20 protein-coding genes are annotated in these 20,949 nt (G+C 67.4%); 13 read left to right on the top strand and 7 right to left on the bottom strand.

Features of this window, described 5'->3' with window-relative positions; genetic code table 11:
• The first annotated feature begins 298 nt into the window (after nucleotides 1-298).
• The 6 genes from AC1KAR_RS17610 to AC1KAR_RS17585 all read left to right on the top strand — a co-directional run bounded on the left by AC1KAR_RS17610 (nucleotide 299) and on the right by AC1KAR_RS17585 (nucleotide 5,538).
• Nucleotides 299-766 (top strand): rhodanese-like domain-containing protein, encoded by a 468-nt coding sequence (locus AC1KAR_RS17610; protein WP_480320049.1) that lies wholly within the window; start codon nucleotides 299-301, stop codon nucleotides 764-766.
• Nucleotides 751-1,719 carry a serine O-acetyltransferase EpsC gene (gene epsC / locus AC1KAR_RS17605; protein ID WP_480320047.1) on the top strand — a complete coding sequence of 323 codons (969 nt, stop codon included), beginning with the start codon at nucleotides 751-753 and terminating at the stop codon, nucleotides 1,717-1,719. Before AC1KAR_RS17610 ends, epsC begins: the two co-directional genes overlap by 16 nt.
• Before the next feature lie 11 nt (nucleotides 1,720-1,730).
• Nucleotides 1,731-1,961, top strand: coding sequence for a helix-turn-helix domain-containing protein (locus AC1KAR_RS17600; RefSeq protein ID WP_480320045.1), 231 nt, complete (start codon nucleotides 1,731-1,733; stop codon nucleotides 1,959-1,961).
• Nucleotides 1,962-2,112: 151 nt separating this feature from the next.
• The gene (locus tag AC1KAR_RS17595; RefSeq protein ID WP_480320044.1) at nucleotides 2,113-3,042 is read left to right on the top strand and encodes a family 2A encapsulin nanocompartment shell protein; all 930 of its coding nucleotides are present in this window, start codon (nucleotides 2,113-2,115) and stop codon (nucleotides 3,040-3,042) included.
• Between the two features lie 23 nt (nucleotides 3,043-3,065).
• A complete protein-coding gene (locus AC1KAR_RS17590; protein WP_480320042.1) occupies nucleotides 3,066-4,841 on the top strand; it encodes a family 2A encapsulin nanocompartment cargo protein cysteine desulfurase in 1,776 nt (591 codons plus the stop codon).
• Between the two features lie 97 nt (nucleotides 4,842-4,938).
• Entirely contained in the window at nucleotides 4,939-5,538 is a 600-nt protein-coding gene (locus tag AC1KAR_RS17585) for a YdeI/OmpD-associated family protein (protein ID WP_480320041.1), read from the top strand.
• Between the two features lie 34 nt (nucleotides 5,539-5,572).
• Here the strand turns inward: AC1KAR_RS17585 and AC1KAR_RS17580 are convergent, their stop codons facing one another.
• The gene (locus AC1KAR_RS17580) at nucleotides 5,573-6,004 is read right to left on the bottom strand and encodes a DUF4334 domain-containing protein (RefSeq protein WP_480320039.1); all 432 of its coding nucleotides are present in this window, start codon (nucleotides 6,002-6,004) and stop codon (nucleotides 5,573-5,575) included.
• A gap of 20 nt (nucleotides 6,005-6,024) precedes the next feature.
• Entirely contained in the window at nucleotides 6,025-6,981 is a 957-nt protein-coding gene (locus tag AC1KAR_RS17575; protein WP_480320037.1) for a VOC family protein, read from the bottom strand.
• Between the two features lie 225 nt (nucleotides 6,982-7,206).
• On the opposite strand from AC1KAR_RS17575, the gene AC1KAR_RS17570 reads away from it, so the two are divergent.
• The 6 genes from AC1KAR_RS17570 (at nucleotide 7,207) to AC1KAR_RS17545 (ending at nucleotide 14,767) form a co-directional block, all read left to right on the top strand.
• Complete coding sequence (locus AC1KAR_RS17570) at nucleotides 7,207-7,563, top strand: DUF2845 domain-containing protein (RefSeq protein ID WP_480320035.1); 357 nt, start codon at nucleotides 7,207-7,209, stop codon at nucleotides 7,561-7,563.
• 47 nt (nucleotides 7,564-7,610) lie between these two features.
• Nucleotides 7,611-8,966, top strand: a complete 1,356-nt coding sequence (gene chrA / locus AC1KAR_RS17565; protein ID WP_480320033.1) for a chromate efflux transporter — start codon at nucleotides 7,611-7,613, stop codon at nucleotides 8,964-8,966.
• Between the two features lie 212 nt (nucleotides 8,967-9,178).
• Complete coding sequence (locus AC1KAR_RS17560; protein ID WP_480320031.1) at nucleotides 9,179-11,164, top strand: carboxylesterase/lipase family protein; 1,986 nt, start codon at nucleotides 9,179-9,181, stop codon at nucleotides 11,162-11,164.
• 47 nt (nucleotides 11,165-11,211) lie between these two features.
• A complete protein-coding gene (locus AC1KAR_RS17555) occupies nucleotides 11,212-13,224 on the top strand; it encodes a carboxylesterase/lipase family protein (protein ID WP_480320030.1) in 2,013 nt (670 codons plus the stop codon).
• 179 nt (nucleotides 13,225-13,403) lie between these two features.
• Nucleotides 13,404-14,060: a peroxiredoxin gene (locus AC1KAR_RS17550; RefSeq protein WP_480320028.1), complete on the top strand. Its 657-nt coding sequence runs from the start codon at nucleotides 13,404-13,406 to the stop codon at nucleotides 14,058-14,060.
• Between the two features lie 143 nt (nucleotides 14,061-14,203).
• Complete coding sequence (locus tag AC1KAR_RS17545; RefSeq protein WP_480320026.1) at nucleotides 14,204-14,767, top strand: BPSL1445 family SYLF domain-containing lipoprotein; 564 nt, start codon at nucleotides 14,204-14,206, stop codon at nucleotides 14,765-14,767.
• 28 nt (nucleotides 14,768-14,795) lie between these two features.
• Here the strand turns inward: AC1KAR_RS17545 and AC1KAR_RS17540 are convergent, their stop codons facing one another.
• The gene (locus tag AC1KAR_RS17540; protein WP_480320024.1) at nucleotides 14,796-15,740 is read right to left on the bottom strand and encodes a nucleotide-binding protein; all 945 of its coding nucleotides are present in this window, start codon (nucleotides 15,738-15,740) and stop codon (nucleotides 14,796-14,798) included.
• A gap of 133 nt (nucleotides 15,741-15,873) precedes the next feature.
• Here AC1KAR_RS17540 and AC1KAR_RS17535 point away from each other — a divergent pair, with 133 nt between their 5' ends.
• Nucleotides 15,874-17,124 carry an MFS transporter gene (locus tag AC1KAR_RS17535; protein ID WP_480320022.1) on the top strand — a complete coding sequence of 417 codons (1,251 nt, stop codon included), beginning with the start codon at nucleotides 15,874-15,876 and terminating at the stop codon, nucleotides 17,122-17,124.
• Here the strand turns inward: AC1KAR_RS17535 and AC1KAR_RS17530 are convergent.
• The 4 genes from AC1KAR_RS17530 to AC1KAR_RS17515 are packed head-to-tail and all read right to left on the bottom strand — an operon-like array spanning nucleotide 17,097 to nucleotide 20,855.
• The gene (locus tag AC1KAR_RS17530) at nucleotides 17,097-17,942 is read right to left on the bottom strand and encodes an arylamine N-acetyltransferase family protein (protein ID WP_480320020.1); all 846 of its coding nucleotides are present in this window, start codon (nucleotides 17,940-17,942) and stop codon (nucleotides 17,097-17,099) included. The two genes, AC1KAR_RS17535 and AC1KAR_RS17530, sit on opposite strands and share 28 nt — an antisense overlap.
• Nucleotides 17,939-18,856 carry a DMT family transporter gene (locus AC1KAR_RS17525; RefSeq protein ID WP_480320018.1) on the bottom strand — a complete coding sequence of 306 codons (918 nt, stop codon included), beginning with the start codon at nucleotides 18,854-18,856 and terminating at the stop codon, nucleotides 17,939-17,941. Before AC1KAR_RS17525 ends, AC1KAR_RS17530 begins: the two co-directional genes overlap by 4 nt.
• Nucleotides 18,853-19,350 (bottom strand): methylated-DNA--[protein]-cysteine S-methyltransferase, encoded by a 498-nt coding sequence (locus AC1KAR_RS17520; RefSeq protein ID WP_480320016.1) that lies wholly within the window; start codon nucleotides 19,348-19,350, stop codon nucleotides 18,853-18,855. Before AC1KAR_RS17520 ends, AC1KAR_RS17525 begins: the two co-directional genes overlap by 4 nt.
• A 14-nt stretch (nucleotides 19,351-19,364) precedes the next feature.
• A complete protein-coding gene (locus AC1KAR_RS17515) occupies nucleotides 19,365-20,855 on the bottom strand; it encodes an Ada metal-binding domain-containing protein (protein WP_480320014.1) in 1,491 nt (496 codons plus the stop codon).
• Between the last annotated feature and the right edge of the window lie 94 nt (nucleotides 20,856-20,949).

Here is a 20,949-nt window from a genome sequence, read left to right as displayed (position 1 = left end):
GGTCCGGTCGCGGAGCTCGCCTTCGATCACGGTTTCGTCGATCTCTGTTCGGCCTGGCAGCTTGGGTTGAGTTGGCATCGGTGATTCCTGTGGAGGATCGGCCGCGAATCTACTTGAAGCCGGCCACGCGCACGCGGCGTTTGCGCATATCAAAGCTCGGAATCGTTCGTTCTCCGCGTGACGGGTGCTGCGTACGCTGTTGTTCTGGTGGCTATACCCGCCAGACACGAACAGCAGATACGTCACTTCAAACACAGTCCATGCACCACCCCGAACCATCAATCAAAGGAGACGCACCATGACCGCCAATGCCGACACCTTGCTCGAACACCCCGTGCTCGAACGCGCGCATGCGCAGGCCCAGGCGCAAGGGCTTCCGTTCGCCGGAGGCCTGTCTCCGCAGGATGCGTGGGCGCTGGTGCAAGCCGGCGTGGCCACGCTGGTGGATGTGCGCTCGGGCGAAGAGCGCAAGTTCGTCGGCCACGTGCGACAGAGCGTTCATGTGCCCTGGGCCACGGGGACGAACCTGACGCGCAATCCACGCTTCACCCGCGAGCTGGAGGCCAAAGTTGGCAAGGACGACGTGTTGCTGCTGCTGTGCCGCAGCGGCAAGCGCTCGGCCCTGGCGGCCGAGGCCGCGACCAAGGCGGGCTTTGCGCACGTGTTCAACGTGCAGGAAGGATTCGAGGGCGAGTTGAACGCGGCGCAGCAGCGCGGCTCGTCCGACGGTTGGCGATACCGGGGGCTGCCATGGGCGCAGGACTGAACGGGGGAGTGGGCGGCAGTGCACTTGCCCTGCCGCTGGAGGAGATCGTCGCCGGCCTGCGCGTTGCACGCGAGCGCTGGCGCAGTGCGCAGCAGCGGCTGCGCGAGGTGGGCGGCCGCGAGCTGCCGTCGCGCGAGGCCATGATCGGCATCGTCGACGGCCTGTGCGGTGCGCTCTTTCCGATGCGTCTCGGCCCGCCCGATCTGCGCCAGGAAAGCGAAGACTTCTACATCGGCCACACGCTCGATGCGGTGCTGCAATCGCTGGTGCAGCAGGTGCGGCTGGAGCTGCGCTACCAGGCGCGGCTCGGCGGATTGGCGCAGGCCGATTTCGAGGGGCCGGCGCTGGAGCTGGTGCGTGCCTTCGGCAAATCACTCCCCGGCATCCGCACCTTGCTCGACAGCGACGTGCTCGCCGCCTACCGCGGCGACCCGGCGGCGCGCAGTGTGGACGAGGTGCTGCTGTGCTACCCCGGCGTGCGCGCGATGATCCACCACCGCATCGCCCACCAGTTCTATGCACTCGGCGTGCCGCTGCTGGCGCGCCTGGTGGCCGAGCGGGCGCATGCCGAGACCGGCATCGACATCCACCCCGGCGCCAGCATCGGCCCGGGCTTCTTCATCGACCACGGTACCGGCGTCGTGATCGGAGAGACGGCCGAGATCGGCCGCGACGTGCGGCTCTACCAGGCCGTCACGCTCGGCGCCAAGCGCTTTGCCACCGACGAGGAAGGCAAGCTGCACAAGGGCGGGGCGCGCCACCCCATCGTCGAAGACGAGGTGGTGGTCTACGCCGGCGCGACCATCCTGGGCCGCATCACGATCGGCCGCGGCTCGGTGATCGGTGGCAACGTGTGGGTCACGCGCAGCGTGCCACCGGGCAGCCGCATCACGCAGGCCCAGTCCAGGCAAGACCACGAGATACCCGAGAGCGCGCCCGCGCCGCTGGTCTGAAGGGCACGCACATGAACGACCTCAGTGGCAAGTTCGGTGGCGTGATCCGGCGCCTGCGCGAGGAGCGGGGGTGGTCGCAGGAACGGCTGGCGGGCATCGCCGAGCTCAACCGTTCCTACATGGGTGAGATCGAGCGCGCTACCGCGGTGCCTTCTCTGGCCACGGCAGCCAAGCTCGCGTATGCGCTCGAGGTGCCCTTGTCGCGGCTCATTCAAGACTGCGAAGGTTCGGCCCTCGCCTGACGTGCGGCGCCCGCGCGGGCGCTCACAACAAATCTCGAATTGATGGCTATAGCCGGTTGATGGCATGGCTGCCCCTCGGGAAACTCCCACCCATCGGTTTCCTCATTAGCAACTTCGCTTTTCAGATAAGGCGCACACAGGAGCTCTCACCATGGCAGACACACAACCGGCGCAGTTGGCGCTGGGTGACAACGCAGCACGGCAACTCGCCAACGCGACCAAGACCGCACCGGTCCTCTCGACCATCAGCCCGCGCTGGCTGACGCACCTGCTGCAATGGCTGCCGGTCGAAGCGGGCATCTACCGCCTGAACAAGGTCAAGAACCCCGAAGACGTGCAGGTGCTGTGCGCCAAGCGCGACGAATCCCAGCTGCCCAGCACCTTCGTCGATTACGACGAGGCGCCGCGCGAGTACTTCCTCAATGCGGTGAGCACCGTGCTGGACGTGCACACCCGCGTGTCCGACCTCTACAGCAGCCCGCACGACCAGATCAAGGAACAGCTGCGCCTGACGATCGAGACAATCAAGGAGAAGCAGGAAAGCGAGCTCATCAACAACCCCGACTACGGCCTGCTCGCCAGCGTCCACCCCGACCAGATCGTCTACCCGCTCACCGGTGCCCCCACGCCGGACGACATGGACGAGCTGCTCAGCAAGGTGTGGAAGGAGCCGGCCTTCTTCCTGACCCACCCGCTGGCGATTGCCGCCTTCGGCCGCGAGTGCACGCGCCGTGGCGTGCCGCCGCCGACCGTGAGCCTCTTCGGCTCGCAGTTCCTCACCTGGCGCGGCCTGCCGCTCATCCCGAGCGACAAGGTGCCGGTGGCCGACGGCAAGACCAAGATCCTGCTGCTGCGCGTGGGCGACAAGCGCCAGGGCGTGGTGGGCCTCTATCAGCCGGGGCTGCCGGGCGAGCAGAGCCCGGGCCTGTCGGTGCGCTTCATGGGCATCAACCGCAACGCGATCGCTTCGTACCTGATCTCGCTGTACTGCTCGCTGGCCGTGCAGACCGAGGACGCACTCGCCGTGCTGGAAGACGTGGAGATCGGCAAGTACCACGACTATCCCGATACCTACAAGTGACGCGTTGAAGGATAGAGATCACGATGGCCTCCATTGATCTTCCAGATGCCGCTCTTGGGGCGTCTGCGCCCTCGGGCCTGCCCGATGTGACGGCGCTGGCGCGCATGGCGAGCGAGCTCTTCGCGGCGCTGCCCGGTGCCTCCGCGGCGGGCGGCGTGCCGGTGCCGAGCAACCCGCATCCCGCGGGTGTCTCGCTGCCGCCGGGTGTGACCGGGCCATCGACGCCCGCCGCCGTGCCGGTGGTGGGTGCGTTGCCGGGTACGAACCTCGCGCCGACCTCGCCGCAGTCGCCGGCCAACATCGGTGCGCAAGCGCCGTCCTTGCTGCCGCATGCAACGGCGGGCAACGGTGTGCCCGACCTCGCGCTCGTCTCCGCGCCGGGCTACGACAGCCGTGCCGGCGGGCAGGTGCTGGGTGCGCCGCAAGCCGTGGGCGTGCCGCGTGTGCCCGCGGCGACGCCACCGGCCACGGGTGCCGCGCAAGCGCCGTACTACTTCCTTTCTGCTCCACCGGCACCCGCAGGGGGCTACTACTTTCTCGACAGCACCGCCGTGCCGCAAGTCGCGGCGACCGGGCATCCGCCCTTCGACGTCAACGCGGTGCGGCGCGACTTCCCGATCCTGCAGGAGCGTGTCAACGGCCGGCAGCTGGTGTGGTTCGACAACGCCGCCACCACGCAGAAGCCGCAGGCGGTGATCGACCGCCTCGCGTACTTCTACGCACACGAGAACTCCAACATCCACCGCGCCGCGCACGAGCTGGCGGCGCGTGCGACCGACGCCTACGAAGGCGCGCGCGAGACCGTGCGCCGCTTCATCGGTGCCGGCTCGACGGAAGAGATCATCTTCGTGCGCGGCACCACCGAGGCCATCAACCTCGTGGCCAAGACCTGGGGCGCGAAGAACGTCGGCGCGGGCGACGAGATCATCGTCTCGCACCTGGAGCACCACGCCAACATCGTGCCCTGGCAGCAGCTGGCGGCCGAGAAGGGGGCGGTCATCCGCGTGATCCCGGTCGACGACAGCGGGCAGGTGCTGTTGGGTGAGTACCAGAAGCTGCTCAGCAGCCGCACCAAGATTGTCTCGGTGACGCAGGTGTCGAATGCACTCGGCACCGTGGTGCCGGTGCAGGAGATCGTGGCGATGGCCCACCGCGCCGGCGCGAAGGCGCTGGTCGATGGCGCGCAGTCGGTGTCGCACATGCGGGTCGACGTGCGCGCGCTCGATGCCGACTTCTTCGTCTTCTCGGGCCACAAGATCTTCGGGCCCACCGGCATAGGCGCGGTCTACGGCAAGCGCGAGGTGCTCGAAGACATGCCCCCGTGGCAGGGCGGCGGCAACATGATCGCCGACGTGACCTTCGAGAAGACGGTCTACCACGGGCCGCCCACGCGCTTCGAGGCCGGCACCGGCAACATCGCCGATGCGGTGGGCCTGGGCGCGGCGCTCGAGTACGTGGAGCGCATCGGCATCGAGAACATCGGCCGCTACGAGCACGGGCTGCTCGAATACGCCACGCACCACATGAAGCCGATCCCCGGCGTGAAGCTGATCGGCACGGCGGCCGACAAGGCCAGCGTGCTCTCCTTCGTGCTCGACGGCTACAGCACCGAAGAGGTCGGCAAGGCGCTCAACCAGGAAGGCATCGCGGTGCGCACCGGCCACCATTGCGCGCAGCCCATCCTGCGCCGCTTCGGGCTGGAGACGACGGTGCGGCCGTCGCTGGCCTTCTACAACACCTGCGAAGAGGTCGATCGCATGGTGGCGGTGGTCAAGCGGCTGGCAGCCAACAAGCGCTGAGGGCCTGCCTGCGGTCGCCATCCGGTGCTCGCTACGGTCTCGTCCTCGCTAAAGTGGAGGTGCGGCCCATCCCGGCCGCGCTCAGCGATTCATCCGCATGGCACCCGTACCGGTCGATCCGAGCAAGGTTCGCGAGTTTCCCGATGCCCAACTCTTCTACGAGTGGCTCGCGCAACACCACGATTCCGAGGACGAGGTGTGGATCAAGATCCACAAGGTGGCGTCGGGTCGGCCGTCGATTACGCCCAAGGAGGCGATCGACGTTGTGCTCTGCTGGGGCTGGATCGACGGCCTGCGCAAAGGTCTCGACGACACGAGCTACTTGCAGCGCTACACGCGTCGGCGCACGGCGAGCATCTGGAGCCAGATCAACGTGGCCAATGTGGCGCGCCTGATCGAAGAAGGGCGGATGACAGAGCACGGATTGCGTGAGGTCGAGGCGGCCAAGGCAGATGGCCGCTGGGATCGGGCCTACGGCAGCGGGCAGGCGATGAAGATTCCCGACGACTTGCTGGCGGCCATCGCTGAGCGGCCGAAGGCGAAGAAGATGCTCGCCACGTTGTCGGCGCAGAACCGCTTCGCGCTGGCCTTCAGGCTTCACAACCTCAAGACCGAAGCGGGCCGGCGCAAGAAGATCGCCGCCTTCGTGGAGATGCTCGAGCGTGGCGAGACGATCCACCCGCAGGGGCGCAAGTAGGGCGCCCCTGCGCAAGGTCGTTGCAACGTTCGCGCTACTCGCGCGTCAGGTGAAAGAAGAAGTCCGTCGGGCGGCCTTTCACGTCGCCCAGACCGATGATCACGTTGTCGGTGACCTTGCGGAAGTAATCCATGATCGGCTGCTTGTCGTAGATCAGCGAGGCCGAGACCTTGCCGCGCCACGCGACCATTCGCATCTGCGCTGCGCCGAGGTTGTCGTAGGCGTAGATCGAGCCGTCGTCCTTGCGGCAGAGCAGAGGCTCGCAATACTCGGACGAGACGAAGCGCTTGCCGTACCACTTGATCGGGTCGGGGTCCTTGCCGCCATCGAACTTGCCGCCCTTCCAGGTGCCGAGGATGTCCTCGACGGTGATGGGATCGAGTTCGTCGTAGAGCGGGAACAGCATTGAAGGCGCGTAGGCCGCGCCGGTCTGGATCATCTCCAGCAATTGGCTTTGTGCACTCATGGTGGTGAAAACCTCGTCATTCAATTGGTGGCGCGGTAGAACTGCAGCGTGGTGCCGTCTGCATCCTTCGCAACGCCGTAGGTGACGGTGCCGAGCGCGGGCTCGGTGGCAACGGCCGGCGCGCGCGTCACCGTGCGGCCGGCTGCGGTGATGCGTTGGGCATAGGCCACGGGGTCGGTCACGCCGTAGCTGAGCATCACGGGGTTGTCGGTGTAGTTCTGGGTGGACCCGTCGGTGTAGCGCATCAACACGACCGCGGAACCCTTGTTGGCGGTGGACTGCAGGATGTACTCGTCGTACCAGGGCACGGCGGTGCCGCCTGCGCCAGGCCGTGTCACCGACAGGCGCACGAGCACGCGCATGTCGAGCGTGTTGACGTAGAAAGTTCGCGCCGCTTCGAGGTCGCTCACGCCGACGCCGATGGCGCTGATGAACGAATGCACAGCGGTGATGTCGCTCGCGATCTCGACGAGGTTGTTGTCGGGGTCTCGGCCGAAGCCGATCATGCGGCCCTGGTACGGCACTGGCGTCGAACTCAGCGTGCCGCCGGCTGCGGCGAGGGCACTGCCGAACGCAGTGGCATCTTTCACGTAGAACACGATCTTGCCCGGGTTGCGGTTGTAGAGCTGGGTGCCGCTCGTGTAGTTGAACAGCACGAGGCGCGAGCCGCGGCCGTCTGCCGAATCGAGCACGACCTCGTTGCGGTCGGCGCGGCTCAGGCGGCCCGTTTCCTTCATGCCGAGTGCCTTGTAGAAGGTCACCGCGCGGTCGAGGTTGCTCACGCCGACATTGGCGGCGCAGAGGTAGGCGCCGGTGGCCGAGGGTGTGGCCGGCGGGGTGCTGGCCGTCATGGCCGGGCAGGTGTCTACCACCGCGACCGGCGCTGCCGGCGGCTCGTCGTCGTTCGAACCACCGCAGGCGGCCAATGCCGCGGCCAGGGTCGCCAGGGCAGCCATGCCCATCAACTTCGTTTGCATCTTCTGGATCTCCGTGAATCTGATCTGTTTGACGGTTCTGTAGGGTGAAACTGAATCTCTCGTTCAGCAGAATGAATTTTGTTTTTGAACAGGGGTGCGAATTGCTCGGGCAGACCCGGTCAACGGGGGGCGCAAAACAGAACCTGTCCGAGTCGCAGGCGCAGCGCAGGGTGTCACGGGCGCGGGCTAATATCTCCGCCCACACAGAGCAGAGAGGATCGACCCATGCACCAGGCCAGCCGCGCGCGTTTGATCGCGCAAGCCGCCGCGCTCACCTTCGCGGGCGCCATGTCGTTCAACGCCCAGGCGCAGTCGATGCGCTGCAAGAACGACCTGGTGAACGTAGGCGACGGCAAGGCGGCTGTGCAGCAGAAGTGCGGCGAGCCGGTGTCGCGGGATTCCTTCTGCAAGCCGGTGGACAAGACCGCCGCAGCGGGCACGGACCCAAGCCGCGCTGTGGTGCTGCCCTGCGAGACGGTGGACGAATGGACCTACAACCCCGGACGCGGCCAGTTCATGACCACGCTTCGCTTCGAGTCGGGGCGCTTGACCACGATTACCTACGGTGACCGGGTGAACTAAGTTGTCTTCCGGCCTCTGTGCGCCGCGCTGAGGTGGCGGAGTTGCGCATGGCTGCGTCGAGTACGGGTCATCGCCCCGTGGGCGTCACCCGCGTGCAGGCCTTTGCCTACTGGCTCAAACTGGGCTTCATCAGCTTCGGTGGGCCGGCCGGGCAGATCGCGCTGATGCACGAAGAGTTGGTCGAGCGACGCCGCTGGATCTCCGAAGGGCGATTTCTGCACGCGCTCAACTACTGCATGGTGCTGCCCGGGCCCGAGGCGCAGCAACTCGCAACCTACATCGGCTGGTTGATGCACCGCACCTGGGGCGGCATCGTCGCGGGCGGGCTGTTCGTGCTGCCCTCGCTGCTGATACTCGTCGGCCTGTCGTGGGTCTATATGGCGCACGGGAACCTGCCGGTGATCGCCGGGCTGTTCTACGGCATCAAGCCGGCGGTCACCGCCTTGGTGGTGCATGCGGCGTACCGGGTGGGCTCGCGAGCCTTGAAGACCGGGTGGCTGTGGGCGATCGCGGCTGGGGCGTTTGTGGCGATCTTCGCGTTGGGGTTGCCCTTCCCACTCATCGTGGCGCTAGCAGGGGCGCTGGGCTACCTCGGTGGGCGCTACGCACCTGAGCGCTTTCACCCAGGTGGCTCCGGCGCGCACGCAACGGTGGCACAGCAATCGGGCGCTGCGCTGATCGACGATCACACGCCACTGCCGGCGCATGCGCTCTTCACCTGGCGGCGTGCGGCACTCGTGCTGGTGGCGTGCCTGGCGATCTGGGTGGCTGCGTTCGGCGGGCTGGTGGCGGCGTACGGTTGGGCGGGTGTGCTGCCGCAGATGGCGTGGTTCTTCAGCAAGGCCGCGCTGCTCACATTTGGTGGGGCGTATGCGGTGCTGCCCTACGTGTACCAGGGGGCGGTGGAGCAGCAGCACTGGCTCACGGCCACGCAGATGATCGACGGGCTCGCACTCGGCGAGACCACGCCCGGCCCGCTGATCATGGTGGTGGCGTTCGTCGGCTTCGTGGGCGGGTGGACGAAAGCCATCTTCGGCGCGGACGCGTTGTTCCTCGCAGGGGCCGCAGCCGCGGCGGTGGTCACCTTGTTCACCTTTCTGCCGTCGTTCCTGTTCATCTTGCTGGGCGCTCCCTTCATCGAGTCCACGCGCGGCAATCTGAAGTTCTCGGCCGTGCTCGGTGGCATCACGGCTGCGGTGGTCGGCGTGATCCTCAACCTGGCGGTCTTCTTCGCGTACCACGTGCTCTGGCCGCAAGGGCTGGGCGGGCGGTTCGATTGGGCTTCGGCAGTGATCGGGCTGATCGCCGCGGTGGCGCTCTACCGCTTCAAGCTCGGTGCCGTGACGGTGATCGGTGGCTGCGCGCTGATGGGCCTGGCCTGGCGGATGGCGGTCGGCGCATAGCGAAACGCCCGGTGCGGCAGCGACGCGGGACGCGTCGCATGCCTGCTTTCACCGTTCTGAAACTGTTCCTACAGGACATGGGTAGCCCCTATTGGTCAATCCGATCCTCCACTCAAAATATCAGATTGACCGTTAGATACGCACGAATCCGACATGAATCGGTGCCACGCCCTGGCGCGCGAGCGTGCCTGGGCTTTCACAGGAGACAAAAGATGTACGTTCCAGCCCGACCCATCCCTTTGGTGTGCGCGCTCTTGCTCGGCAGCGCAGCGCTGCTGGGCTGTGGCTCGTCCGACGAGGAGCCGCTCGGTGGCAGTTTTGGTGAGACACCGGTGGCCGGCCTCGACTACCAGGTCGGCAGTGAGCCGGCGCAGAAGACCGGCGCCGCGGGCGAATACAGCTACAGCCAGCCCGGTTCGGCGAGTTTCTCGATCGGCTCGCTCGCGCTCGGCTCGGCGCCAGCCGGCGGGCGGCTCACGGCATTGAGCGTCACTCCCGGAGCCAGTGCGGTGTCCGACCGCAAGGTGACGAACAAGCTGATCCTGCTGCAAACGCTCGATGCCGACGGCGACCTGAACAACGGCATCCAGATCAACCAGACGGCGCGCAGCGCCGTCTCGGCGCAGGCTGCTTCGATCAATTTCGATCAGGACAGCGCTGCCTTCCGCACCAGCCTCACACCGCTGATGACGGCCCTCAACGCCGGCTCGGCCTTCAGTGACCTCGACCCACGCCCGCGCAGCGTGCGCACGGCTGTCGCGGCGCAGGAGCAGTTCACGCGCGCCAACAGTGCGCGCAATGTGGTGGCCACAGCGGGCGGCCAACTCAGCGGCTACGAGGCCAATGCCGGCACCTGGCAGTACCTGGGCATCCCGTACGCCCGCCCGCCGGTCGGTGACCTGCGCTGGCGCCCGCCGCAAGACCCCACGCCCTGGGGCGGCGTGCGCCACGCCACAGCCTGGGCTGACCAGGCGGCGCAAACGCCGTCGCTCGGCGCTTTCGGCGAAGGCGGCATGAGCGAAGACAGCCTGTACCTCAACGTCACCGCGCCCAAGGGCGCGACCAACCTGCCGGTGATGGTGTGGTTCCATGGTGGCGGTTTCACCTCGCTCACCAGCAACACCAAGCCCTTCAACAACCCGCTGGCGATGGCCGCCAAGGGCGTGGTGCAGGTGTCGGTCAACCACCGGCTCGGCGCATTCGGCTACATCGCACACCCGTTGCTCTCGGCCGAGAGTGGCTACAACGGCTCGGGCAACTATGGGCAGATGGATCTCGTGAAGGCACTGCAATGGGTGCAGGCCAACATCGCGGCCTTTGGCGGCAACCCGGGCAACGTGACGATCTTCGGCGAGTCGGGCGGTGGGCGGAAGGTGCTCTCGCTGATGGCTTCTCCGCAGGCGCGCGGCCTCTTCCACAAGGCGATCAGCCAGAGCGGCACGCTGTACCCCGACACGCGCAGCCTTGCCGCCGCCGAGGCCGTGGGCACGCAGCTCTCGACGCGCTTGAACGCCGCCACGCTGGCCGACATGCGAGCCCGCCCGTGGACGGACGTGGTCACGGCCGTGGGCACCGGTGCGACAGCGCTCGTTCCCTACACCAACGTCGACAACCGCTATCTGCCCAACAGCGAACGCGTGAACGTGGAGTCGAAGCAGGGCAGCGACGTGCCTTTCATGATCGTCGTCAACGCGAACGACACTGCCGAGCCGATCGCCACCGTGAAGGACGTGTTGCCGTGGTTCACCGGCCAGGCGGCGAGCTCGCACTACGCGGCGGTGTTCACGCACGTGCCTGCCGGCTGGGCGGCGATGGGGCTGCGCTCGTACCACGCGCTGGAACTGGCCTACGTCTTCAACTACCTGGAGAGCGTCGTCACGCACTACCAGCTCGGGCTGGTGGTGACCGACCAGACCCAGACGACCACCTCGCGCCTGCCGATCGGCGACCTCAACGGCAACGGCGTCACCGGCACGGCAGGCGACACCGCCGACATCCTCGCCTCGGCCGGCCTCACCACCACCGACCGCACCGTGGCCGACAACATGCTCACGATGTGGACGAACTTCGCCAAGACCGGCAACCCGAGCGTTGCCGGCCTGATCGACTGGCCTGCCTACACGCCGGCCAACGATACCTATATGGAACTCGGCACGACACCGGCCGTGCGCACCGGCTTGTCCGCCGTGTTCCCGTGATCCAGTTCGCGCTACCCGCAACCCCACCAAAACCGAAGGAGACACACATGCTCAGGGAAAAGAAGAAAGCCCCGCCGCGCCATCTGGCAGGCCGGCTTGCCTGCACGGCACTGGTCGCAGCCACGCTGGTGGCATGCGGTGGCGACGATGACGACGGGCCGAGCACCGGCGTATTCGTCGACAGCCCGGTGGCCGGGCTCGACTACGTCGGCACCACGACTGCGGCGAAGACCACCGACACCTCCGGCCAATTCAGCTACACCGCCGGCGAGACGATCACCTTCTCCATCGGCAACCTGGCGCTTGGCTCGGCCACGGGCGCTGCGGTGCTGACGCCGCTGAGCGTGACGAGCGGCGCGTCGGCGCCGACCGACACGCGGGTGAACAACAAGCTGATCCTGCTGCAGTCGATCGATGCCGACGGCGACCTCAACAACGGCATCCAGATCACGACCGCCATCCGCAGCATCGTGTCGGCGCAGGCGGCGTCGATCAACTTCGCGCAGACGACGGCTGCATTCCGCACCAGCCTTGCGCCGCTGATGACGGCACTGAACGGCGCGAACGTGTTCACCGACCTCGACCCACGTGCACGCAGCGTGCGCACGGCCACTGCGGCGCTGGAGCACTTCCAGCGCTCGACGAGCCCCCGCAACACTGTGACCACCACAGGTGGCCAGCTCAGCGGCTACGAGGCCAATGCCAGCACCTGGCAGTACCTGGGCATCCCGTATGCGCGCCCACCGGTCGGTGACTTGCGCTGGCGTGCCCCCGTGGCACCGTCGCCCTGGAGCGGCGTGCGGCAAGCGGTGGGCTGGAGCGACCAGTCTGCGCAGAACCCCACCTTCGAGGCTTATGCCGAAGGCGGCATGAGTGAAGACAGCCTGTACCTCAACGTCACCGCACCCAAGGGCGCGAACAATCTGCCGGTGATGGTGTGGCTGCACGGCGGCGCGTTCGCCATCCTCACCAGCAACTCCAAGCAGTACAACAACCCGGCTGCGCTCACGACCAAGGGCGTGGTGCTCGTCACCGTGAACCACCGTCTCGGCCCCTTCGGTTACATGGCGCACCCCTTGTTGTCGGCCGAGAGCGGCCACAACGGTTCGGGCAACTACGGCCAGATGGACCTGGTGATGGCCTTGCAGTGGGTCAAGGACAACATCGCCCGCTTCGGTGGCGACGCCGCCAACGTGACGCTGTTCGGCCAGTCGGGCGGCGGCGGCAAGACGTACTCGCTGATGAATTCGCCGCAGGCCGTCGGCTTGTTCCACAAGGCGGTGGTGCAGAGCGGGGCGAGCCCGATCGCGGCCGGAACGGCGGCGGCCTCGCTCGCGGGTGGAGAAGCCCTGGGCACGGCGATGTTTGGCCGTGTCGGGGTCACTACGCTGGCCGAGGCCCGCGCGCTGCCCTGGACGGCCTTCGTGCAGGCTGACCTCGCAGCGAACATCCCGCGTGAGATCTATCGCCCCAACGTCGACTTCAACTATCTCCCCAAGACCTACTACGCCAACATGACCGATGGCATGCCGAGCGACGTGCCGTTGATGGTGGGTGCGACGTCGGGCGACTACGCCAGCCTGCGCGGGGCCATGCCGATCTTCATGACGCAGCGTGCCGCCACCTACCGCTCGAACCAGTACGTCTACAAGTTCAGCCGCGTGCCGGATGGCTGGTCGGAGATGGGCCTGCTCAGCGGCCACGGCGGTGAGTTGCCCTACCTCTTCAATTACCCCGCAGGGATGGCCAGCAACTATGCCTTCAGCCTCGTTCTGCTGCCTGATGGCACCAAGCCGCCGATCGGGGACCTCAATGGCAACGGCGTGACCGGCACGGCCGGTGATTCGGCTGACATCTACGCCTCCATGCGCTGGGGCGCGGTCGATGTGGCCAATGTCGAGAACATGATGACCATCTGGACCAACTTCGCGAAGACGGGCAACCCGTCCACCGCGGCGGTCGCATGGCCGGCCTACACGCCGTCCAACGACACGTATCTGGAGATCGGCGCCGGCGCGACGCCGGTCGTTCGCACCGGTTTGGCCACTGCCTACCCCTGAGTGGCACAGCGCTGGCGCCGCGGCCCACAAGGCCAGGGCGCCAGCGCGTCTTCCACCTTCACGCGGCGTTCATCGAGGAACGCATAAGCATCTACTGCGAGCGCGGATTGCGGTTTGAGGTTTCACGCGACTGGGGGCACCATCCACGTTTCCACAGAACAGAAACCGGAGTTGCCCCCATGTCCCTGCGCATCAACGACACCGCCCCCGACTTCACCGCCCAGACGACCCTCGGGCCGATCAAGTTCCATGACTGGATCGGCGACAAGTGGGCCGTGCTCTTTTCGCACCCCAAGGACTTCACGCCGGTGTGCACGACCGAGCTGGGCTACATGGCGAGCATCGAGCCCGAGTTCACCAAGCGCAACGCCAAGTTGATCGGCCTCTCCGTCGACCCGGTGGACAGCCACCACAAGTGGGCCGTCGATATCGAAGAGACCCAGGGCCACCTGCCCAAGTACCCGATGATCGGCGACCACGATCTGGCCGTGGCCAAGCTCTACAACATGCTGCCGGCCGACGAAGAGGGCGGCTGCGACGGCCGAACGGCGGCTACCAACGCCACTGTGCGTTCGGTGTTCGTGATCGGTCCGGACAAGAAGATCAAGCTGATGCTCACGTACCCCATGACCACCGGCCGCAACTTCGATGAGATCCTGCGCGTGCTCGACTCCATGCAGCTCACGGCCAAGTACAAGGTCGCCACGCCGGTCAACTGGAAGCAGGGCGACGACGTGATCATCACGCCGGCCGTCACCAACGAAGAGGCAGAAAAGTCCTTCCCCGGCTTCAAGACCATCAAACCTTACCTGCGCACCACCAAGCAGCCAGGCTGACATGCGGGTGATGCCCGGGTCAGGGGGCAAGCAAGACTGCCCCTGACCCTAGTGCCGCTTCGGCGGTTCGGGAGTAGGTTTGAGGTTCGCTCACCAGCCCTGGCATTGCACGGGGTCACATCCAGACTGAAGGAGAAACAAACATGTTCCGCAGAACCATTCTGTTAGTTGCCGGTGCCGCTGCTCTCGTTGCCGGCTGCACGACGACCAGCTCCAGCCCGTCTGATGCGGCCGCCAAGCGCGCCGAGATCAACGCCGGTGTCGACCGAGCGCTCGCCGATCTGTACAGCCAGGTTCCGGGCTCGCGTGAACTGGCCAACCAGGCGCGCGGCATCCTCGTGTTCCCGAAGGTCGTGCAGGCAGGCTTCATCGTGGGCGGCAGCTACGGTGACGGCGCACTGCGCAAAGGCGGCGCGACCACCGGCTACTACAACACGGCCGCGGGCTCGGTCGGGCTGCTGGCCGGCGCTCAATCCAAGGCGGTCTACCTGCTCTTCATGACCAAAGAGGCGCTCGACAAGTTCGAGGCCAGCAAGGGCTGGACGGCGGGTGTCGATGCTTCGGTGACCGTGCTCGAAACGGGTGCCAACGCACAGGCCACGACCAAGACGGTGCAGCAGCCCATCGTGGGCTACGTGCTGACCAATGCGGGCTTGATGGCCAACCTGAGCTTCGACGGCACCAAGTTCACCAAGATCGATCTGTGAGCCGCTGATGCGGCGCTGGGCCCCGCGCTCAGCGTTGCAGCAGGCGGGTCATGCCGAGCGAGGACAGGAAGTTGCCGACACGGCTGCCCATCGACGGGCGCGGTGTCGGCACGTTCTTTTGGGGCAGCGCTTGGGTGGTGGCGCGCTGGCCTGCGCGCGGTTCCTTGTCGTAGACCAGCAGCGAGCCTTGCGCGGGCCTGAGGCTCTCGGCCCGCGAGCCGTTCGGGGCGGGCGTCGCGAGGTGCGCGGCAGAAGGTGCGGCGGCAGAGCCCCCCTGCGCACGAGTCGCCAGCACGCCCTGCGGCGCGGCGGGTGCTGGCACAGGGGCAGGACGCAAGACTGGCTGCAGCCAATCCAGGATGGGTTGCCACTGAGCGAGGTCGGTCTCGACCTTGGCCGGCGGCATATCGAACAGCGTGAGGCCTTGCTCCACGCAGCGCACGTAGCCCTGCGTTTCGCGCAGCACGCCGATAAAGGGCAGCTTCTGTTCTTCGGCCCAGGCCTTGAGCACCTCGTCGGCCTTGGTGCGGGCGTCCAGGCGCATGCCCACGGCCGCCACTTTGCACTTGCCGCTGGCCACGCGGGGCAGCGTCATCAGCTCGGCGAAACAACCTGCGGCGGATTCACGGTCGAACACCGAGTTGCATACCGGCATCAGGATCACGTCGGCGAACATCACCACGCGCGCCAGCTCGAAGCCGCGCAGGCCGCCCGGGGTGTCGAGCACCACATGCGTGACGCCCGGCGGCGAGCGCAAGACGCTGCGCGCATCGACCGTCCAGCCCACGATGGGCGACTTGGACGTGACAGTCTTGGTGGCGCGCAGGCGCAGCCAGGCCTGTGTGGATTGCTGCTTGTCGACGTCACCCAGCATCACCGGGATGCCGGTGTGGGCGCAATAGGCCGCGAGGTGGGTGGCGAGCGTGCTTTTGCCGCTCCCACCTTTGCGATTGATGACGGCGACGACAGGCATGAGGGGCGTATTCGGGTTGCCACTTGCGAGGGAGGCACGTGGCCGGGTCATTACATCACCATTCGGGTGCATCTCCCATAGGCGGCTGCCCTCGTAGCGGCATGATCGTGCAAAGCGTCATGCTGAGCCCGCCATGAACAACGCGACTGACTCCATCTCGCCCCTTCGCCTGCCCGATTCGCGTTACGCATGGGCCCGCCTGTGCGTCACGCTCGCGCTCATGACGATCGGCAGCGCCGGCATGTACGTCGTGGCCGTGGTGCTGCCCTCGGTCCAGGCCGAGTTCGGCGTGGCGCGGGCCGATGCCTCCTTGCCCTACACGGCCATGATGATCGGCTTCGGGGTGGGCGGCATCCTCATGGGCCGCCTGGCCGACCGGTTCGGGGTGATGGTGCCGGCGCTGATCGGCGCGGCCAGCCTCGGGCTCGGCTTTGCAGCGGCCGCATCGGCCAGCAGCATCTGGTACTTCACGCTCGCGCATGGTGTGCTGATCGGGCTGTTCGGCTGTTCGGCCACCTTCGCGCCGCTGGTGGCTGACACCTCGCTGTGGTTCGTCAAGCGGCGCGGCATCGCGGTGGCGATCTGCGCCAGCGGCAACTACCTCGCGGGTGCCATCTGGCCGCCGCTCGTGCAGCACTTCGTCGAGAGCGTGGGTTGGCGTCAAACCTACTTCGGCCTGGCAGCGTTCAGCGTTCTGACCCTGCCGGTGCTGGCACTCGTGATGCGGCCGCGCCCACCCAAGCCCACGCCCGGCACGGCGGTGGCAGGGGCGGCGATTGGCAGCACGCGGCCGTTCGGCCTGTCGATGGGGCGCGCGCAGGCGCTGTTGTGCCTTGCCGGCCTGGCCTGCTGCGTCGCGATGTCGATGCCTCAGGTACACATCGTGGCCTACTGCGGCGACCTGGGGTATGGCGCCGCACGTGGCGCCGAGATGCTGTCGCTGATGCTCGCCTGCGGCATCGTGAGCCGGCTGGTCTCGGGGGCCATCTGCGATCGCATCGGTGGCCTGCGCACGCTGCTGCTCGGGTCGGTGTTGCAGGGTGTGGCGCTGCTGCTGTTCCTGCCGTTCGACGGGCTGGTGTCGCTCTACGTGATCTCGGCGCTGTTCGGGCTGTTCCAGGGCGGTATCGTGCCGTCGTACGCGATCATCGTGCGCGAGCACTTCCCGCCGGCCGAGGCCGGGGCGCGCGTGGGCACGGTGCTCATGTTCACCTTGCTGGGCATGGCGCTCGGCGGGTGGATGTCGGGCAAGGTGTTCGACCTCACCGGGTCGTACCACGCAGCATTCATCAACGGGCTGGCCTGGAATGCCTTGAACCTGGCGATTGCGGTGTGGCTGTGGCGCCGGGTGCGGCGTCAGGCTGCGTCGGGCACCACGAACTGATCCTGCCCTTTGGGCACGCGCTCGAACAACTGTGCCACCGTGTCGGGCGGCAAATGCAGGTCGAACTGCTCGATGAGGACCGCTCCGAAGTCCACCAGCGATTCGATCCGCCGCACTTGCGGTGGCTCGGCGGGCCGGCGGCGGATCAGCCGGTCGTTCAGCAGGGCCGTGCGCAGCTGGGGCGTGAGCCGCTCCATCAGCAGGTTGTGGCAGAAGATCGAGCCCGGGTGCGTGCCGGTGAACCAGTTGAGGGGCTCGAAGTCGACGTCGAGTTGCGGCTGCAGGGTGAAGCGGTACATCGGCGCCCAACCCGCGGGCATCAAGGCCTCGACGGCCAGATCGTCGCCGTCGCGCGTGATGCGCAGTTGATCGTCTGAACCGGGTTGGGGCACGTCGAACTCCAGCCGCAGCGGCAGGTTGACGCGGTGGCCACCGAAGCCCACGTCGACGATGAACGGCGTGGCCTCGCCGGGCACAGCCACCTGCAGCAACATGTGCGTGCGCGCACGCAGCGGTGCCCCGGCGGGCTGCATCCAGACCACCCGCGCAGCCAGCGCGGTGACGCGCATGCCGAGCTGCTCGAGCACATTCTTGAGCAGCATGTTTTGCTCGTAGCAATAGCCGCCGCGGCCACGTTCGACGAGCTTGGTCTGCAGGGCCGGCAACGCGAGCTGCGGGGCAACGCCCAGCAAGGGGTCGATGTTCTCGAAGGGGATGCTGGCGCAGTGCCGCTCGCACAGGTCGCGCAGCACGTCCAGCGTGGCTTCACGCGGGCCCTGGTAGCCAATGCGCTGCAGGTAATGGTCGATGTTGATCATGGGTTCTTGGAGTCGGCCCGTGGGATTGTGGGCGCTGGCAGCTTGAGCACGCCAACCGCCAGGCTCGTGCCGAGCAGGATGACGCCGCAGCTCATGGCCATCACCGCATCGACCTTCTCGCCGAGGAAGATGCCGCCCCAGACAACGGCGAACACCGGGATCAGGAAGGTCACCGAGATGGCGTTGGCCGGCCCCACGCTGGCGATGAGCCTGAAGTACAGCAGGTAAGCGAACCCCGTGCACACGCATGCCAGCACCAGCGCGAAGACCCAGGCGTGAGGGCTCGGCATGCTTGCTGGCCACCACCACAGCGCCGGGGCGGCCAGAACGAGCGCGGCCCCGAGCTGGCTGCCTGCCGCCACCGCGAGCGGCGGCACGCCTGTGAGATAGCGCTTCGTGAAGCTCGAAGAGAAGCCGTAGAACAGCGTGGCCGCCAGGCAGGCCAGCACAGCCAGGGTGACCGAGCCGGTGCTCGCCGCTTCGGGCTTGATGCCCGCGCGGTCCCACACCAGCCAGAGCACGCCGGCGAACCCGATGGCCAGGCCCAGCACGCGGGCGGGGGTGAGGCGGTCGTTCAGCCAGGCCCAGGCGATCAGGGCGCCAAAAAGCGGAGAGGTGGCGTTGAACACCGCCGCCAGACCCGCGTTGATGGTCAACGCCGCATACGAGAAGAACAGAAACGGCAGCGCGGAATTGGTGATGCCCACGACCAGAATGGGCCGCCAGTGCTCGCGCAAGGCGGCGAACTGCCCGCGCCCGATCAGCAGCGGCAACAACAGCAGGCCGGCTGCGAGCACACGCACGAAGGACAAGGGCGCAGGCCCGAACTCGCCCGCCCCGAGACGCACGAAGATGAAAGACGCACCCCACAGCGCGGCGAGCAGGACGAGCTCGGCAATATCGCGGCGCTTCATCTACCCGACTCCAAAGCGAGCAGCGCGCGCTTGCGGTCCAACCCGCCGGCGTAACCGGTCAGTTGCCCGCTGCTACCCAGCACGCGGTGGCAGGGCACGACCACGCTGAGCGGGTTGCGGCCAATGGCCGCGCCCACCGCGCGTGCGGCCTTGGGTGCGCCGATGCGGCGCGCGATCTCGGCATAGCTGAGCGTCGCCCCACACTCGATGCCGCCGAGCGCCTGCCAGACGCTGCGCTGGAAGGCGCTGCCCTGCGGGTCGAGCGGCAGTTCGAAGTGCGTGCGCTGGCCGGCGAAGTATTCGTTCAGCTGTGTGGCCGCGGCACGCAGCAGGGGGTCGTCCGGGCGTTCGGGAGCGTCGAAAGGTTGGGGGTGCCACTTCTGGGCCTCGAACCAGACACCCGCCAGCCCGTCGCGCGTGCGCGCTGCGAGCACGGGGCCGAGCGGCGTGTCGAAGCGCGCCTGGGCGGTGATCTGAATGCGTGTGATGTTCATGGTGGGCGATCCTTTCATGCGAGCGTGTTCCACAGACGCAGCACGGCGTACGCGCGCCAGGGGCGCCAGCGTTCGGCGAGCGCGTCGGCTTCTCGCTGGGTGGTGATGCCGAAGATCGGCTTGGTGGCGTTGAGCACGGCCACGTCGTTCGGCGGGAAGGCATCGGGCCAGTGCAGTGCACGCATGGCGATGTAGTGCGCTGTCCAGGGGCCGATGCCGGGGAGGGCCTTGAGCATGGCGATCAGCGCCTCGGGGTCGCGCTGGGCGTGCAGATGGTGCGACACCTCGGGCCAGGCCTGGGCGAGTGCCTGGATGGCCGCGGCGCGGGTACGGATGATGCCCAGTTCGCCGATGCGCTCCACGGGCGCGCTCGCCACCGTGGCAGGCGAGGGAAACGTGCGCGTGACCTCGGCCCACGGCGTGGCGATCGGCTCGCCGAAACGATCGGCGAAGCGCCGCGCCAGCGTGCGCGCCGCGGCCACGGTCACCTGCTGGCCGAGCACGGCGCGCACCACCATCTCGAAGCTGTCCACGCAACCGGGCAGGCGCAGGCCCGGAGCGCCGGGCAGGTCGGCGAGCGCCTGGTCGATGGTGTCTGGCGAGGCATCGAGATCCAGCCAGCGGCGAACGCCCGCCACGACACGCGCGCTGTGCGACGCGAGCGCCGGCGAGTAACTCAGGCGCACACGCGGTGGGCGTGTGGGCGTCTCGGGCAGGAACTCTGCCTCCAGCCAGCCGGCCGTGGGCGCGAGCGTGCCGGCACGCAGGCTGCGGCGTACGCGCAGGCCGTCGACGTGCTCGACATCAGGGATGGCTCGCAGCGCGAGGAAGCGCAGCATGGCGGCGGTGTCGTAGGGCGCGCGGTAGCCGAGGTGCACGCGCAGCGCCGCCTCGTCGTCTGGCGCTTCTTGATCGGCGGCGTCGGCCCGCAATCGGCTCGGGTTCATGCGGTAGCTGTCGGCAAAGGCCGCATTGAAGCGGCGCAGGCTGCGAAACCCGCTGGCCAGCGCCACCTGGGCGACCGGCAGCCGCGTGTCGGTCAGCAACTGCTTGGCGAGCAGCAGGCGGCGGGTCTGCAGGTACTGCAGGGGAGTCACGCCATGTTCAGCCGTGAAGATGCGGCGCAGGTGCCGATCGCTCACGCCCAGGTGCTGGGCGAGGGCTTGCATCGACAGGCCATCGGCTTCGGTGTCGTCCAGGCCGAGTCGGTCGTCGAGCCACTGCGCCGCTTGCCGGGCCAGGGTGCGCGAGGCATCCATGACGCTCCAGGCGAGCCCGGGGCCAGGGGCGACCTCGGGGCGGCACTTCATGCAGGGGCGAAACGCCTCGGCTTCGGCCTGGGCCGGGGTCGAGAAGAAGCGGCAGTTTTCCTTGCGCGGTGTGCGCACGCGGCACACGGGGCGACAGTAGATGCCGGTCGACGTGACGCCCACGAACAGGCGGCCGTCGAAGCGGGCATCGCGGGCCTTGAAGACCTGGTAGGAGGCGTCGTGATCGAGCGTCATGCAGGCCATTATGGGTGGCTGAGCGAGCCAGACTCGCCGTTTTCGGACATGTGCCTGAACAGTGCCCGCCACCGCCCGAATGGGGTGGAACGCG

Source organism: Piscinibacter sp. PDB1-1, from assembly GCF_056675995.1.
This window is presented reverse-complemented; position numbering and strand designations above follow the sequence as displayed.

Excerpts from the sequence above, each read along its gene's own strand:
- AC1KAR_RS17610 (WP_480320049.1), top strand. The coding sequence starts at position 299 with ATGACCGCCAATGCCGACACCTTGCTCGAACACCCCGTGCTCGAACGC.
- epsC (WP_480320047.1), top strand. The coding sequence starts at position 751 with ATGGGCGCAGGACTGAACGGGGGAGTGGGCGGCAGTGCACTTGCCCTG.
- AC1KAR_RS17600 (WP_480320045.1), top strand. The coding sequence starts at position 1,731 with ATGAACGACCTCAGTGGCAAGTTCGGTGGCGTGATCCGGCGCCTGCGC.
- AC1KAR_RS17595 (WP_480320044.1), top strand. The coding sequence starts at position 2,113 with ATGGCAGACACACAACCGGCGCAGTTGGCGCTGGGTGACAACGCAGCA.
- AC1KAR_RS17590 (WP_480320042.1), top strand. The coding sequence starts at position 3,066 with ATGGCCTCCATTGATCTTCCAGATGCCGCTCTTGGGGCGTCTGCGCCC.
- AC1KAR_RS17585 (WP_480320041.1), top strand. The coding sequence starts at position 4,939 with ATGGCACCCGTACCGGTCGATCCGAGCAAGGTTCGCGAGTTTCCCGAT.
- AC1KAR_RS17580 (WP_480320039.1), bottom strand. The coding sequence starts at position 6,004 with ATGAGTGCACAAAGCCAATTGCTGGAGATGATCCAGACCGGCGCGGCC.
- AC1KAR_RS17575 (WP_480320037.1), bottom strand. The coding sequence starts at position 6,981 with ATGCAAACGAAGTTGATGGGCATGGCTGCCCTGGCGACCCTGGCCGCG.
- AC1KAR_RS17570 (WP_480320035.1), top strand. The coding sequence starts at position 7,207 with ATGCACCAGGCCAGCCGCGCGCGTTTGATCGCGCAAGCCGCCGCGCTC.
- chrA (WP_480320033.1), top strand. The coding sequence starts at position 7,611 with ATGGCTGCGTCGAGTACGGGTCATCGCCCCGTGGGCGTCACCCGCGTG.
- AC1KAR_RS17560 (WP_480320031.1), top strand. The coding sequence starts at position 9,179 with ATGTACGTTCCAGCCCGACCCATCCCTTTGGTGTGCGCGCTCTTGCTC.
- AC1KAR_RS17555 (WP_480320030.1), top strand. The coding sequence starts at position 11,212 with ATGCTCAGGGAAAAGAAGAAAGCCCCGCCGCGCCATCTGGCAGGCCGG.
- AC1KAR_RS17550 (WP_480320028.1), top strand. The coding sequence starts at position 13,404 with ATGTCCCTGCGCATCAACGACACCGCCCCCGACTTCACCGCCCAGACG.
- AC1KAR_RS17545 (WP_480320026.1), top strand. The coding sequence starts at position 14,204 with ATGTTCCGCAGAACCATTCTGTTAGTTGCCGGTGCCGCTGCTCTCGTT.
- AC1KAR_RS17540 (WP_480320024.1), bottom strand. The coding sequence starts at position 15,740 with ATGCCTGTCGTCGCCGTCATCAATCGCAAAGGTGGGAGCGGCAAAAGC.
- AC1KAR_RS17535 (WP_480320022.1), top strand. The coding sequence starts at position 15,874 with ATGAACAACGCGACTGACTCCATCTCGCCCCTTCGCCTGCCCGATTCG.
- AC1KAR_RS17530 (WP_480320020.1), bottom strand. The coding sequence starts at position 17,942 with ATGATCAACATCGACCATTACCTGCAGCGCATTGGCTACCAGGGCCCG.
- AC1KAR_RS17525 (WP_480320018.1), bottom strand. The coding sequence starts at position 18,856 with ATGAAGCGCCGCGATATTGCCGAGCTCGTCCTGCTCGCCGCGCTGTGG.
- AC1KAR_RS17520 (WP_480320016.1), bottom strand. The coding sequence starts at position 19,350 with ATGAACATCACACGCATTCAGATCACCGCCCAGGCGCGCTTCGACACG.
- AC1KAR_RS17515 (WP_480320014.1), bottom strand. The coding sequence starts at position 20,855 with ATGACGCTCGATCACGACGCCTCCTACCAGGTCTTCAAGGCCCGCGAT.